The sequence below is a fragment of the Salininema proteolyticum genome (assembly GCF_042685645.1).
GTDB lineage: Bacteria > Actinomycetota > Actinomycetes > Mycobacteriales > Micromonosporaceae > Salininema > Salininema proteolyticum.
The window spans coordinates 4,071,004-4,084,959 of the sequence record NZ_JBHUNX010000001.1 but is presented as its reverse complement, the minus strand read 5'-3'; the positions used below and the strand labels follow the sequence as shown (position 1 = coordinate 4,084,959).

General features: G+C 66.1%; 15 protein-coding genes. 6 read left to right on the top strand and 9 right to left on the bottom strand.

Going from position 1 to position 13,956, the window contains the following annotated elements:
• Nucleotides 1–546: 546 nt before the first annotated feature.
• On the top strand, nt 547–1,128 hold the full coding sequence (locus ACFTE1_RS18825) for a hypothetical protein (RefSeq protein WP_380619421.1): 582 nt from the start codon (nt 547–549) through the stop codon (nt 1,126–1,128).
• A gap of 83 nt (nt 1,129–1,211) precedes the next feature.
• Nucleotides 1,212–1,844, top strand: a complete 633-nt coding sequence (locus ACFTE1_RS18820) for a hypothetical protein (RefSeq protein ID WP_380619419.1) — start codon at nt 1,212–1,214, stop codon at nt 1,842–1,844.
• Nucleotides 1,845–1,870: 26 nt separating this feature from the next.
• Here ACFTE1_RS18820 and ACFTE1_RS18815 read toward each other — a convergent pair whose 3' ends face one another.
• Nucleotides 1,871–2,386: a hypothetical protein gene (locus ACFTE1_RS18815; protein WP_380619417.1), complete on the bottom strand. Its 516-nt coding sequence runs from the start codon at nt 2,384–2,386 to the stop codon at nt 1,871–1,873.
• Nucleotides 2,387–2,438: 52 nt separating this feature from the next.
• Here ACFTE1_RS18815 and ACFTE1_RS18810 point away from each other — a divergent pair, with 52 nt between their 5' ends.
• Nucleotides 2,439–3,575, top strand: a complete 1,137-nt coding sequence (locus ACFTE1_RS18810) for a hypothetical protein (RefSeq protein ID WP_380619415.1) — start codon at nt 2,439–2,441, stop codon at nt 3,573–3,575.
• A gap of 113 nt (nt 3,576–3,688) precedes the next feature.
• Here the strand turns inward: ACFTE1_RS18810 and ACFTE1_RS18805 are convergent, their stop codons facing one another.
• Together ACFTE1_RS18805 and ACFTE1_RS18800 are read right to left on the bottom strand one after the other, a co-directional pair.
• Nucleotides 3,689–4,054: a hypothetical protein gene (locus tag ACFTE1_RS18805; RefSeq protein ID WP_380619413.1), complete on the bottom strand. Its 366-nt coding sequence runs from the start codon at nt 4,052–4,054 to the stop codon at nt 3,689–3,691.
• A gap of 206 nt (nt 4,055–4,260) precedes the next feature.
• The gene (locus ACFTE1_RS18800; RefSeq protein WP_380619411.1) at nt 4,261–4,716 is read right to left on the bottom strand and encodes a hypothetical protein; all 456 of its coding nucleotides are present in this window, start codon (nt 4,714–4,716) and stop codon (nt 4,261–4,263) included.
• A gap of 415 nt (nt 4,717–5,131) precedes the next feature.
• On the opposite strand from ACFTE1_RS18800, the gene ACFTE1_RS18795 reads away from it, so the two are divergent.
• A complete protein-coding gene (locus ACFTE1_RS18795; RefSeq protein ID WP_380619409.1) occupies nt 5,132–5,584 on the top strand; it encodes a GNAT family N-acetyltransferase in 453 nt (150 codons plus the stop codon).
• Nucleotides 5,585–5,593: 9 nt separating this feature from the next.
• Here ACFTE1_RS18795 and ACFTE1_RS18790 read toward each other — a convergent pair whose 3' ends face one another.
• The gene (locus ACFTE1_RS18790; RefSeq protein WP_380619407.1) at nt 5,594–6,466 is read right to left on the bottom strand and encodes a hypothetical protein; all 873 of its coding nucleotides are present in this window, start codon (nt 6,464–6,466) and stop codon (nt 5,594–5,596) included.
• 709 nt (nt 6,467–7,175) lie between these two features.
• Between ACFTE1_RS18790 and ltrA the strand changes: the two genes are divergently transcribed.
• The gene (ltrA, locus tag ACFTE1_RS18785; RefSeq protein ID WP_380618290.1) at nt 7,176–8,408 is read left to right on the top strand and encodes a group II intron reverse transcriptase/maturase; all 1,233 of its coding nucleotides are present in this window, start codon (nt 7,176–7,178) and stop codon (nt 8,406–8,408) included.
• A gap of 260 nt (nt 8,409–8,668) precedes the next feature.
• On the opposite strand, the gene ACFTE1_RS18780 is transcribed toward ltrA, so the two are convergent.
• The 4 genes from ACFTE1_RS18780 to ACFTE1_RS18765 form a co-directional block, all read right to left on the bottom strand.
• A complete protein-coding gene (locus tag ACFTE1_RS18780; protein ID WP_380623532.1) occupies nt 8,669–9,397 on the bottom strand; it encodes a hypothetical protein in 729 nt (242 codons plus the stop codon).
• 191 nt (nt 9,398–9,588) lie between these two features.
• Entirely contained in the window at nt 9,589–9,813 is a 225-nt protein-coding gene (locus ACFTE1_RS18775) for a hypothetical protein (RefSeq protein ID WP_380623534.1), read from the bottom strand.
• 144 nt (nt 9,814–9,957) lie between these two features.
• Nucleotides 9,958–10,281 carry a hypothetical protein gene (locus ACFTE1_RS18770; protein ID WP_380623536.1) on the bottom strand — a complete coding sequence of 108 codons (324 nt, stop codon included), beginning with the start codon at nt 10,279–10,281 and terminating at the stop codon, nt 9,958–9,960.
• 123 nt (nt 10,282–10,404) lie between these two features.
• On the bottom strand, nt 10,405–11,244 hold the full coding sequence (locus ACFTE1_RS18765; protein ID WP_380623538.1) for a helix-turn-helix transcriptional regulator: 840 nt from the start codon (nt 11,242–11,244) through the stop codon (nt 10,405–10,407).
• Between the two features lie 102 nt (nt 11,245–11,346).
• On the opposite strand from ACFTE1_RS18765, the gene ACFTE1_RS18760 reads away from it, so the two are divergent.
• Nucleotides 11,347–12,948, top strand: a complete 1,602-nt coding sequence (locus ACFTE1_RS18760; protein WP_380623540.1) for an MFS transporter — start codon at nt 11,347–11,349, stop codon at nt 12,946–12,948.
• A 127-nt stretch (nt 12,949–13,075) separates the two neighbouring features.
• Here the strand turns inward: ACFTE1_RS18760 and ACFTE1_RS18755 are convergent, their stop codons facing one another.
• A complete protein-coding gene (locus ACFTE1_RS18755) occupies nt 13,076–13,828 on the bottom strand; it encodes a hypothetical protein (RefSeq protein WP_380623542.1) in 753 nt (250 codons plus the stop codon).
• Nucleotides 13,829–13,956: the final 128 nt, after the last annotated feature.

The window sequence follows — 13,956 nt, the reverse complement described above, 5'->3', positions numbered from 1 at the left end:
TGACCCCGGACTCCATCCAGGGAATTCCATCCCCCGTTCGAGTGAAGCGACACAGTCTTCGCCGCATAGAAGGTCTGTCGGCATGTCGACAGGCTTCGGGCCGTAACCTTTCCCGGGTGTTAAACGCGACACGAGCACAGTTACTCGGTTTACGAATGGCCCCTGGGGGATCGGGCGGAAACCATACGGCCATACTGCCTTTCCGTCCTGCCTCGATATCTTTCTACGCAAAAGTAGTAATGGACTGATCACTACTGAACCCCCTGGCCGTCAGGCACATTGGGCTAATGTGACCGAATACGAAGACGGCTTGCGTCGTCGTTTCGCCACTGCTACAGTCGATTTCCGTGGCGGTCCGTGGGCGCCACGTCGGGGATTCCACGCAAATGCCCTTTCCCTGTCGTCCGGAATGGCGGGCGCGGCGGCAATCAGGCCCCACAGGGGCCTTTCCACGAGATCTCAGCACAGGACAAGTCAACCGATGTGGGATACGGGAATTCACTCCACTCGGGTGGCGCGTGGCACCCCGGTGGAGAAGGAGGACCGTTGTCGACCGCAGGCATCAAGACCCGCAAGTCCCTGTCCCAGCGCGCCCGCAGGGCCCGCGAGCTCTTCGGAATCCGCCGCCACCCCGACGCCGTCAGGATGGTGCGCGACTATCCTGGACTCCTCCACGGCGCCAACCTGCTCCTCGGCAGGGGCGAGTCCGACCGCCCGCATGCCCTCGCCTACCGCTACCACTGGATGCCGGGCTCGGACATGGCCGAGGATCCGCCGCACCTCTTCATCTCGCACAACGGGCCCGTTCCGCCCACGGCGGGCACCCCGCTCGCGCTGATCAGGCCCGCGGCGTACTCGCGCCTCGATGACGCCGCGACCACCCATCTGACCATCCTCGAGATCGCGGACCTCGGACTCGAACTCGACCTCGGGTTCGGACGCTCCTTCGCGCCGCGCTGGGAGATGATCGTCCCCGCCGGCGCCCTCTGCGACGGGGAGGATCGGCGCGCCCAGGAGATCCTGCTTTCGCCCTACCTGCTCCACCTGGACGTCGACCGGCTCCGCCGCACCGACCGTCTTTCCTATGAGGATGCCCTTCGGCAGCTCTCCCGTTTGGAGCAACGGTGACCGCCTCTCGCGGTCGCGCCTCCCGCCTCAGCGGATTTCGCCCAGCACATTCTTTTAGTTCGGCTTACAGTGAAAGGAAGACCGTGGACGACTGCGCCCCTTCCGGCGACCGTCATATGGCCGAGAAACCGGCGAGCCCTCTCGACGAACTGACCCGTCCCCGCTCGGTCGCCCCTCGCGACGGGATCGGGCGCCGGGCCCCCTCCCTGCTGTCCCTTCTGCATTCCAATGTGGCCGAAGCTGCCCGCGCGTCCGCGGGCGAGCGTTCGGCCGACTTGTCACCCGCCTTGTTCCATGCGCTCCACACGCAGTCGGCGGAGTGGGCCGAACGAGTCGGTCTTCCTCTGGACACGACGCAGGGCGCTCCGGTCACCGCCCTGTCGATGCTGCTGCGCGACATAGCGGCCAAGGTCGACCCGGAGCCCGTCCTCGGCGTCGAGTTCGAGCGGTTCCTGACGCTCTGGTGCGATCGCATCCTCGCCGCGCTTTTCCCGCACGAGTTCTCGCTGACCCGGCGGTCCTCGCCGATGTGCCCTTCCTGCCACAGCCTGCGATCACGGTGCGACCGCGACGGCGAGCAGATCCGCGTCCACGCCGGGAGTGAATGGAGCGTTCAGAACGGACGGCGGTCCGGTCCCCGCTGCGTCTCCTGCGAGGACGCGTGGACGCTGCCGCAGGAGGGCGCCGGCCTGCACTGGCGCGCCCGGTCGACCTGACCGCTCCCGCCGTTCGAACATCGGCGTCATTCCACGCTGGTGAGGCACGTGACCGGGATGATCGTGGGATAGGTGTACGATTCCTCGGCGACGACCTCGTCGTTGACGGTGATTCGGCAGGTCACCGTTCCGGTTCCCTCGATCTCCTCCTCGTCGGGGATGGCGCCCTTCTCGCAGGCGCCTCCTTCGAGGGCGCGGCCGCCGCAGCCGGCGCCTTCCACGGTCAGGGTGACGAATGGCTTGTCGCCGTTCAGCTCGAAGGTCTCCGACCACGGGGACATGGACGCCAGATCCCGCTCGGACTCGAAGCCCATGGACTCCTCTCCGTCGGAGAAGGCGTGTCCTGAATACGAAATCGTCATCGGGAAGCCGTAGTCGGACTCGGCCTCGAGGACGACGGTCTGCTCCGGGCCCGCCTTCTCCTCCGGAGGGTCTTCCTTCTCCTCTTCCCCGCACGCGGCGGCGGTGAGGAGTAGCGTGGCGGCGGCCCCCGCCGCCAGTGCCCGGCGGCTGTTTCGCGCAAACGAACTAGTAATCGACATGCCTCATTTTACCGGGTGTGTGCTAGGGCACCAGGCGGATACAGTGAGCAGTATGAGAAATAGAAATACCTTCCATTTTTCGAGGGCCGGTCGTTCGGCCTCCGCCCTCGTCGTACTCACCGTGGGCGCCCTGGTCGCCGGGTGCACGAGTGGAACCGGAGGCGACGATGCCGAGAGGCTCGAAGCCACGGCCCCGGAATTGGAGGGCTCTCCGGCCATCCAGTACACCGGGAGCCTGGACGGCCCGGACGGCGACGGCCCCGCCGGCGAGGGGCCTGTCGAAGTGGACATCGAGGTCACCAACACCGGTGAGGCGATGGGGACCCTCACCGCTCCGGACGGCGAGGAGTTCGACTACCTCGCCATGGACGGCGACGAGTTCGTCTGGAGCGAGTCGGGCTCCTGGGGAAGCCTGGGCATAGAGGTGGAGGATCCCGGCATGTACGAGGGGATGCCCCTCATGCTGCCCGCCGACGCCCTGGGGCTCAACCTGTCCGACGTGCTGGCGCCGCCCGCCGTCGCCGCTCGGATCGAGGAGGCGTTGTCGAACGGGGACGCCTCGGTCGGCGACACAGTGGACGTCGACGGCCGCAGCGCCGTACCCGTCACCGTCGAAGACGCCACGTACTACTTGGCGGAGGACGACTCGGACGGCCTCTCCCTCTTGCGGATCGAGTTCGGCGAGGCCGCCGCCTTCGGGGCCGGCGTCTTCCTGCTCCTGCCTATCGCCCGCGAACGCGGGGAGAAGTTCTACTACGACTTCCGGGAGAAGCTGGAGACGGTCGAGAACGCCGCCGACCCGAAGATCCACGTGGCCACCAAGGAACTGCGCAATCCGAACGTCTGCTCCCCGACCGCCTGCACCTTCGTCCTGCGGGTCACCATCACCTATCTCGGTTCGGCTTCGAACGCCGACGGGGCGGCTATCGTCGAGTACACCTTCGACGTCACTCGGGACGGGGTGCAGGTGGACTCCTCGGGCTGCGCGGGGTCCGTGACGATCGGCTACAACAAGTCCGCCGACCTCACATGCAATGCCACGGCGCCGAACCCGCCCGCCGGCAACCGCACGTTCGAGTTCCTGGCCGACCCGCACCTGACGGTCATCGTGCTCGACGAGGAGGAGTACCGGGACTACCTGCAGAAGGAGGCGGACAACCGGGAGAAGGTCTTCGCGATGTACGACTAGCGGATGTCGCGAAGTCGCTCAATACTTGTGCTCTGACGCAAAGGAGCCCGCCGCGGTGCGGGCGGACTCCGGATCTCACCTATGGAGTGTCATGGCCTGGGCATCTGTGCGGGCTATTTCCAGCCGGTGCCGAGGAACTTGACGCATTCCCGGGCGAAGTACCACCCGGACTTGGACTCCCTCCAGTAGGTGCTGCTGCCTCCGGTGCAGTCGGTGTAGGTTCCGCCGGAGACGGACTCGCAGTACCCGTGGATGGTGAATCCCTTCGAGGCGTAGAACTCGCTGGGCGCCGAGGTGTCGGGCCGAGTGCGGAAGTTCAGTCCGCTGGAGATCACTTCGTAGGAGCACTGGGTGAGATTCGGGGCGACGTCGGAGGAGTCAGTCGTCGACCGGGTCGGTTCCACGGCGGTGGCGGGTGCGCCGGCGAGCGCGATCATCGCGCCGACGGCGGCGAGGGCGATCAGTAGGCGTTTCTTCATCGTCAAGGTCTCTCCTGGGGATCGATGGGGTTCGACCAGTCGAGAATCTCACCCAAATGCGACGAAGGCAAACCCCAAATCATTGCGAGGCAAGAGAAACCGATTCGATTGGGGGAAACGGGGGTGAGCGGGTGCCGGAAGGGACGGTGAACATGGCGAAAGTCGGGGTTTCGACGTGTCGGTCCGGTGGCCCTCCGACGGCCCGTTCACATGTCGATGAGCCCGAGGCCCTGCAGTTTCTGGTCATAGACGGGGCGGACGTGAACGCGATGCGCAGATCCGGGGCGTCGCGTGACTCCGTCATAGAGCACCGCCTTTCCCGTGGCCCAGACGGCAGCGGCGATGAGGGCCATGAAGGCGGTCCAGATGCCGATTCCGTCGTTGTACTCCATCTCGGCCAGGACGAGGAGGTCGACGGTGGCGGCGGCGGTCGCCAGCAACGCCAGGCCGATCTTGCGGGTCTTCGCGGCTCGTACGCTTCGGACGGCGAAGGCGACGGGGCGGCGGCAGTGGGGGCATTTGAAGCGGTGCTCGATCGGGGGAGCGCCCTTGGCCGGACGGCGGGCTTCGCGGTAGGCCGCTGTGGTTCTCCTTCCGAACCAGGTGGTCTCGACGCAGTAATAGCGAAGCTGGATCCGCGAAGGGTGGACACGGAGGAGCATGTTTCGATCGTAGGGTGACGTACCTGCGATGACGATATCTTATAGAAGAATTTTCTAGTATAAAGAGGTGAACGACTGGCGCGGATTGCCGGTTCGATTAACAGGGGGCTTTAGTTCTAGAGGGTTGAAGTGCCGGGAACCGACTCCATTGGTTCGAAATCGGGTGGAAGGACCTCTTGGCCCTCTGGGGGGCGGCGGCCATCTCTGCGAGGACCTGCGAGCAGTCGCGCCGCGTCGCTTCACCCCGTCTCGTTTCTGAATTCTCACGAATACAGCTGCGGGGGTGCGATATACAATCCCCTCTGAAGGCCCGTCGTGAACGGTCGGGAAGGTCGAGCCCAACCTGACTTCTTCCGGCGGCTACGAACACCACGGGAGCCCCTCGCCGGCGGGCGGCCCGCAAGAAGGAGAACCCATGACCGACATCGACATCCGCCGCGCCGTGGAGGCCGACATCGCCCCTATCGTCGCCATGCTGACCGATGACGCGATCGGCTCGACGCGGGAGTCCCCGGACGACCTGAGCGCCTACCGGTCCGCCTTCGCGGCGATCGACTCCGACCCCTCGGAGTTCCTGGCCGTGGCCGAACGGGACGGCGAGATCGTCGGTACGCTCCAGCTCTCCTTCCTGCCGGGCATGTCCCGGGGCGGAGCCCTGCGAGCGCAGATCGAGGGCGTGCGCGTCGCCGGCACGGCGCGGGGCCAAGGCTTGGGCGGTACGCTCATCCGCTGGGCCGTGGACGAGGCGCGCCGACGCGGCTGCGTCCTGGTCCAACTGACGTCCGACAAGAAGCGGTCGGACGCCCACCGCTTCTACGACCGCCTGGGCTTCGAGGCCACCCACGAGGGTTATAAGCTCGCCCTGTGATCGACGGGCCTAACGGTCCTCGTCGGGGAAGGCGGATCTGTCGTCGGCGACGGAGTTGATGGCATCGGCGATCTCGCGCCAGTGGACTCGCCTGCTGCCGGGCTTCTTCCGTTCGGGGCGTTCCTCCGCACAGCCACGGCATTTGTGCGACGCCTCCTCGGTGGGAACACCGCAGGTCCAGCACGTGTACCGCCTCCGAGGCGTTTCGCCGTCGCCGCGCGGAGGCCGCCTCTTGGCGATCAGGCCCATCCGGTGCTTAAGGACGCCGAAGGGATGCTTGACGTCGTCGGTGCGTTCCCCGACGGCCTTGGCGAGGGCCGCCGCCGTCCATCCCGCCTCCGTGAGGGGCTCTACGAGCGCCGCGAGGCGGTTCAGCCCGTCGCCCCGGATCTCCCACCGCTCACCGAGCAGGAGTGTGGCTTCGGAGTGCGTGCGGTGCGCTGATTCCGGTTCGTCCCCAATGCCCAACGCCGCAGGGGAATCGCTCGGTTCGGCGTGCCTTTCGGCGGCAGGGGCGTCGTTCGACTTGTCGACTGTCGGCTGGCGCGGAATAGCCTGTTCGCCGGATTCGACGGCTGGGACTGGCCCGGTCGCCGTCCTGCCGAGTGGCCTGTGCCGACCCAGGATCTTGTCCATCAGGAGGGTGAAGGCGTTCGGCCGGTTGTGGCGTCGGTGGCGGACGATGAGTCCGGCCTCGACGAGGTCGGCGACGGCCCGCTGCAATGTGCGCACGGACATGCGGGCGGCCTTCGCCAGCAGCGAGTTCGGTGTGCGGGGGACGCGGCCCTCGGCATCGGCGTAGGTGCTGAGGGCGAAGAGGAAGGTTCCGGCTCGGCCGTCGACGGGGAGGTCGCGGCATGCAGCCACTAGGGTCTCGTTCATGGTACGATCGATCCGCTTTCTAGCCTGCTGCGCAGGCTTTTTGGTGCGGGCGTCCAGGTATGTTTGGTGACATAGGGCCTGGGCGCCCTTTTCGGTGTGCCACGGACTCGAAGGTGGTGATGTAACTGTTTTCGAGGTGCTGTGTAGCTGATGGAGGTTGGCCCTCCGAGATCGCCTTTCGGGAGGGGGTCTCAAACCGGCGTATGCTGCATGACCGGTAACGGGACTGTGGTGAGCGATACGTTTAGAAGGCAGCGTTGAGCTGTCAGGTGGGGACTGCGGAGACGTTGCGTGAAATCCAGTGTCAGAGACTCTGGCTGGGGCCCTGTTTGAAGCGTCGAAAAGCGTTGAACTGATGTCAAAACCGGCCTGTCGAAAAGAGGCTGGGAGGAGTCTGGCAGAAACCCGTTTACTGGCCAGGCGGCATCCGGCGTAAAGGGGGCGTGAACGCAGTCTGCTGCGGCTGCATGGAACGTGGGAAGATCCTCGCTCGATGCGAAGGGAGTGTTCCGAGCCTTAGCCGGCGAGGAATCGAGTACCGATGCGGGCAGGGGATTGCGGACGGTCTCGTAGTAGTGGCGAACCTCTTGCTGGCGCGGTGGGAGTGGAGCGAAGGGGACCGGCAATACAGATTCAGATTACTGGGTCAACCAGCGATGGGAGGAACCCCGTGAGTGAATCACGGTCAGCGACCGGGAAGCCTTTTGACGTGTCCCGGGAGGAGGTATGGGCCGCCTGGTTGGCGGTGGCCCGTAACGGCGGAGCCGCCGGAGCCGACGGCGTGGGGATCGACGATTTCGGTCGTGATGCGAAGACACTGCAGGGAGGCCTGTACAAGATCTGGAATCGCATGGCGTCGGGATCGTATTTCCCTAAGCCGGTTCGGTCGGTGTCCATACCGAAGCCCGCAGGCAGTGGTCGGCGGGTTCTCGGCATACCTGTTGTGGCCGACAGGATCGCTCAGACGGTGGTGGCGAAGCGTGTTGAGGAGGTGGTGGAACCTCTGTTTCACTCCGACTCCTACGGGTTTCGACCGGGCCGTTCAGCGAAGGAGGCCGTGAAGGTTTGCCGGGATCGGTGCTGGTCACGGTCTTGGGTGGTCGATGTTGATATCGCCTCGTTCTTCGACGAGGTGGACTGGAACCTGCTGGTGAAGGCGGTGGAGGCCCTTGGGCTTCCGTCTTGGGTGGTGCTTTATGTGCGCCGCTGGCTGGCCTGCGAGGTCATCGATGCCGACGGGGATGTTGCACCGCGTGAACGGGGGCTGGCGCAAGGGGGACCGGTCTCGCCGGTGTTGGCGAACCTGTTCCTGCACTGGGCGCTGGATTCCTGGCTGGAACGTGCCCATCCGATGGTCATGTTCGAGCGTTACGCCGATGACGTGGTGATTCACTGCGTTTCGCAGCGTCAGGCGGAGAAAGTCCTGGCTTCGCTGGAGGTGAGGATGACCGAGGTGGGTTTGCGGCTCCATCCGGAGAAGACTCGTATCGTCTACTGCGGAAATGACCGCGACGTTCGATGGAGTGGCCCGCGGTCGTTTACTTTCCTGGGGTTCGATTTCCGGTGCAGGCCGGGAGGATGGCGCCGGGACGGGGAGCGGATGACGACGTTTTCGCCTGCTGTCAGTAGAGCGGCGCGTAAACGGATGTCGCAGGTGATGCGGTCTTGGCGGATCGGCAGGCGAACCGATCGGGGGTTCGATGAGATCGCCCGGTTGGTCAACCCGATCGTTCGGGGCTGGATGAACTATTACGGGTCATTCGGTCGCTCCGAGCTCTATCCGCTTCTGGGACAGTTGAACGCGATGCTGGCGAAGTGGGTGAGGAAAAAGTATCGACGGTTTCGGAGCTGGAAGCGGTTTATCCGCCGCTGGTGTCAAGTCGTCGAGGAGTACCCCGCCTATTTCGAGCATTGGCGTTGGGTGACGAGAATGGCACGCTGACCGGTGTTGCAGGAGCCGGATGACGCGAGAGTGTCACGTCCGGATCTGTGGGAGCGCGGCGGGGAGGTTCCGCCGCGCCACCCGACTGCGTTCTTCGTATACAACGAGGGCCGTTGCGGGCGGGTTACGGCTTGCGCGTGATTTTTCGAGATTCCCTTGCGGGCGGCACTTTCATGTCCTTGCGCGTGGACCGGTACCGGTAAGAGAACCAATGGGGACCTATAGGTGCGCAGCCGCCTGACATGTCACGGCGGTGGGCCCTACACCGGGCGGGAGGGGCGCGGGCGCGAGTACTTCCACCAGAGCCCGGCCTGGAAGGACAGCGCCAGCGCGATCAGCCAGCCGGCGAGGGCTCCCCAGAAGAGGGACGGCCGATCGGACTCGCTCATGAGGTCCCATTCGTAGCCGACGGGGTCCCACGAGTCCTCGTCGACCCGGATCTCCAGGCCCACCATGTCGCCGACGGCGACGGGATGGCGGGACAGGAGCGTGACCGTCACCGGCTCGGCCGGGGCACCGGGTTCACTGTCGCCCCGTGCGGTCTGAGTGCCGGATTCTCTGTCATCCCGAGTACCGGGCGCACCGGACCCGTTGTCACCTTGGGAGGTCGGCACCCCGTCGTCGACTGCGACGGTCGCCTCGCACCGGTGCAGCCACCACAATTCCCATGCGCCGCTGTGGCAGGGCCCCTCTTCGATCACGACGCCGATGTACTCGGGTATTGGGTCGGGTCCGTTGAATCTCAAGGAGATGCCGAACCCGAGGAACGCCGGCAGGAAGAGGCCGAGCATAAGGATGATGAACCGGGGCGTGGCCGGCCCTGAGGCGTTCGGATTGTGTTCGGCCCGACGGACCCAGGCCGTGACGGATTTCTGAGAGGGCCAGCGGACGACCTTGGCGAAGAACCAGGCGACCGTCCATATGACGGCCAGGCTTATAAGGACGGTGACCAAGGCCAGGAGGACTGAGGGAAGGAAGTGGTCGGGCATGGCGGTCCCTTGTTCTCGAGGGCGAGGGGCTCGGACGGCCCATCCTCTCTCGCACCATAGCGGAATTTCCCCTGCGGCGCACCATCGCGAGATCCGTCAGGGGAATTAGGTTTCAGACATCGCCGATGGGCAAGGGGCTGACGGTTATCCGGCACTACGGGCGGGCATTCTCTAGGTGCGTCGAGGACGTGTCAGCCGTCGTCGGTCGGACGCGGCAGCATTGGACTGATGGCCAACGAGACCAGTGCCGCAGCGACCGCCAACCAGATGAAGCTCGAGGATTCAGGGTTTGCCATTGAGAACGTCAGCGGACCGTCGCCGTATGAAGCGAAGAGGCCGTTCCACAATGCCAGGAGAACCGATGCGATGGATATCAGGACGAATAGTCCGCGGACGAAGGTTAGCAGTTGTCGCATACGGAGCACGGTATCGGATGAACTCCCCCGGCTCGGTTCAAGTCGGAGCGATGTGCGGTTCTCCCTTTAACTGCGGGCTCCGATTCGGCGAGGTGTGGACGCCCTGTCGGGGAGCGTACGCCTGGTTCCCTTCCCACCGACGGTTCAGCCGCTCCTCTGCGTGTCCTTCCTGCGGAAGAGCCTTGTGAAGAACGCGGTGATTCTGTAGATGAGAACGGTCTGTATCACTCCGGCGACCAGCATTGTCCCGATGGCGTCAGCGGTTCCCCGGACGCTGATGTCGAGCATGCTCCTCAGGGACACCAGTACGCCGGAAATCGGATAGCAGGCGAAGAAGAGGTGCATGCCCGGCGAAATGGCGTAGGGCCCGTTGATGACGTCGCGGATCTCCAGGTAGGTGCCGTACATGACGAGTAGTGCGTACACGCCCGCGATCCAGACGGCCGGGCGTTTCAAAAGAGAGGTCATCCCGACATGATACCGAGTATGCGCTCATGGTTCGAAAGTCGGACTTGTTTTAGTCTGAACACCAACGCGCGCTGTGGAACGACACCTCCCAGCGAATCGGCGGCGTTCCGGCCTTACGCCTTTCTAAACGCTGTCCAGGAGCTTCAACGCATCGCTCGACGCCGGATCCCCGGGCGTGTAGACCTCCAGGCGGTGGTCGGGGCAGTCGGGCTGGAGCCAGACCTGGTACTCCAGATCCACATCCCCGATCTCCGGGTGCCGCAACCGCATCGGACCGGCCGTGCAGTCGGCCACGTCCCCCGTCGCCCACAGCGACGTGAAGTCCGGGCTGCGCATCGCCAGCCCGCCGATCAGCTCGGCCAGACGGGCGTCGGTGGGGTACCGTCCAGCGGTCAGACGCAGGTACCCCGCGTGCGTGTGGGCGAGCTCCTCCCAGTTCCGGTACAGGTTCCGGTGCCGCTCGTCCAGGAAGAACATGTGCGGGATCGACGGCCGCGTCTCTTCTTCGAACGGCGCCTGGAAGCTCAGGTGGCCCGCCATGAGCGCATGTCCCGCGCGGTTCCACGCCAGAACGTCGCCCCGGCGGCCCAGAACGACGGCCGGAAGGCTGTCGTGCAGGGAGTGCAGGAGCGTCATGACGCGCGCGTCGGGCGTCTCGGGCTCGGGCCGCCGCAGCCGTGGCTCGGCGGGGTGACGGGAGAGGTTCCGCAGGTGCGTCGCCTCGGCGTCGCTCAGGCGCAGGACACGGGCGAGCGCGTCCAGTACCTGGTCGGACGCGGTGCCGCGGTGGTCCTGCTCCAAACGCGTGTAATAACCGACGCTCATGCCCGCCAGCTGCGCCAGCTCTTCGCGGCGAAGTCCAGGCACCCGACGCGAGGTGCCGAAGGGACGCAGCCCTACGGCGTCCGGCGTGACGCGGTCGCGGCGGCTCTTGAGAAATGCTCCGAGGCTGTCGATATTCACGCTTCCCACTCTAAGCCGGATCGGTCCGGCCTGCCTGCACCTGTCAGGTGTACCCACGACAGAGGCTGGTACCCGTCCCGGAACGCGGCGAAGATCGTTGGCATGAGCGAAAAACCTGATGCCCGCGCCGCTTCGGCGGCCGAGGGCCGCGCCCCGGCCCGAGCCTGGATCGGCCTTCTCGTCGTCCTCGCCCCCGTCCTCCTCGTGTCCATGGACGGCTCCGTCCTCTATCTGGCCATGCCGTCGGTCACCGAGGCTTTGGGGCCGACCGCGGACCAGGCGCTGTGGATTCTGGACATCTACGGCTTCATCGTCGGTTCCCTGCTGATCGCTTTCGGCAACCTGGGCGACCGTTTCGGCCGCCGACGCTTCCTCATCGCCGGAGCGGCGGTGTTCGGCGCGGCCTCGGCCGCCGGGGCGTTCGCGACCTCCCCCGAGATGCTCATCGGAGCGCGGTTCCTGATGGGGCTGGGAGGGGCGACGCTGCTGCCCTCGGCCATGGCGGTGGTCAGCGAGCTGTTCCCCAACCCGCGCCTGCGGGCCCGGGCCATCGGCATCTTCGCGGCCACCTTCGCCGCCGGTTTCGCGGTGGGGCCCGTCATCGGCGGTTTCCTGCTCAACCGTTTCGAGTGGGGCTCGGTCTTCCTGATCAACCTGCCCGTGGTGGCGGTGTTCCTGGTCGCCGCTCCGCTGTTGCTGTGCGAGGTCCGGCCCGAACGGCCGGGACGCGTCGACGTGTTGAGCATCGTCCTCTCCTCCGGTGGCCTCCTCATGTCCGTCTACGCGGTCAAGGAGCTGGCCGCCTACGGGTTCTCGCTGCCCGTCGCGGCCTTCGGGGTCGGGGGCGTCATCCTGCTGACCTGGTTCCTGCGGCGCCAGAGCGGGCTCGAGAACCCGCTGGTCGACGTCCGGTTGTTCAAGGAGCGCGTCTTCGCCGTGGCCGTGATCATCGGCGCCCTGTCCCTGGTCGCATGGGCCGCCGGCGCCTACCTCACCGGGATCTACCTGCAGTCCGTCCTGGGCCTGCCGGTGCTCACCGCCGCCCTGCTGGCGCTTCCCGGCGCCGCCGTGCTGATCGCGATGTGCGTGTACACCCCCGCCCTCTCCGAGCGCATCGGGAAGCGGGCCTCCATCGCCACCTGCCTCTTCACCATCGCCGGCGGACTGGCGCTTCTGTTGGCCACCACGGAGTCCGGCGGCATCGGCTGGTTCATCGCCTCCACGGTCGTGGCCGGGTTCGGGTACGGGATCTCCTTCGCGCTGGTGGCCGACACGGCGGTCGCCGCCGTCCCGTCCGAGAGGGCCGGTTCGGCAGCCGCCATCGCCGAGACGTCCAACGAGATCGGCGCCGCGCTCGGCATCGCCCTCCTCGGCTCCACCGCCGCATTGGTGTTCCGCCTGGTCGGGCCGGATGTCGCCCCGACTCTCGGCGAGACCCTGGCGGCCGACGGGGTGGCGTCGGCCGTGGCGGACCAGGCGAAGCAGGCGTTCATGACCGGGATGCACGCGTCGATCGGGCTGGCCGTGATCCTGTGCGCCGCGACGGGAATCCTCGCCCTGTACTGGATTCCGAAGGACGGTGCCGTTGAGACCGGGGCTGAGACTGAAGCCGAGACCGAGGCCGGTCGGGACGGTGTCACCGACGCGCCCCTGTCCGACGCAGTCGAAGAGCCTCGCCTCGCGGCGGCCGGAGACGGGCGGTGACCTGATCGCGGCACCTGGGAGGGGATTCCGTCGCGCTATGGGCGGCGATCCGATCCCGGGCCGCTGTCACGGTTTCCGACGGCGAGCGCCAGCTGTGCGCTCGCCGTCGTTCTGCGCCGCAGGGGCGCTACTCCGCGAGCAGCCCTTCGATCCTCTCGGTGAAGGCGGGCGCCCACGTGGCGGCGAGCCAGTCGGCGAACTCGTCATAGGTGAAGGAGTACGAGGAGTAGTCCTCGGCGCTTCCGCCGTCGTACCATTCCTGCTCCTCCAGGACGCCCGCGTTCTCCGAGGCGGCCGCCTTGCTCGCGAGGCTGTCGCGTCCGAGGCGGACCTCGACGTTCAGCATCCAGTCGTCGAACAGGACGTTCAGGAAGGTGGTGTTCGAGGCGGGCTCGTCCCAGGACGACTCGGTTCCGACCAGGCCGACCTGGTGCGAGTCGTTGCCGAGGGGGACTTCGACGACCTTGGCGTCGTCCTGTTGGGCGACGTAGTCCTCGGACTGGCCCTTCATGTTGTCGTACCGGGCCTTGAGGTCCTCCGGGTCGGCGTCGGCCCAGACGCTCACGCGGATCTCGGCGTCCGGGGAGGGCGAGACGCCCGGGTACTCCGACACCACGGTCTCGGCCGAGCAGGAGGATCCGTAGTCGAGGAGTTCGTCGTCGATGGCGGCCGTGCCGTCCGACAGCCCCTGGAACCCGGTGAACTCGGCGAATCCGGCGAAGTCGCCGAAAGCCTCGCAGGGTTTCTCCCAGGACTTGACGGTGTCCAGCGTGTCGTCTGCGGGGCTCTCGCCGGAGCCTTCGGATTCGCACGCGCTCAGGCCGACGGTGAGGACTGCCGCGGCCGCGACGGCGGCGGTCTGCCGAAAGGGGGATCTCATGGAAGTTCCTTGTCTTTAGCCGGGACAGGAGTTCTCAGTCGGCAGTATAGGGTGGCGGCGTTCACATCGTCGGGCAGCCGGGCGATCAATGAAGCAGACTACCGGTCGCCCAAGACGATTCGCCCGGC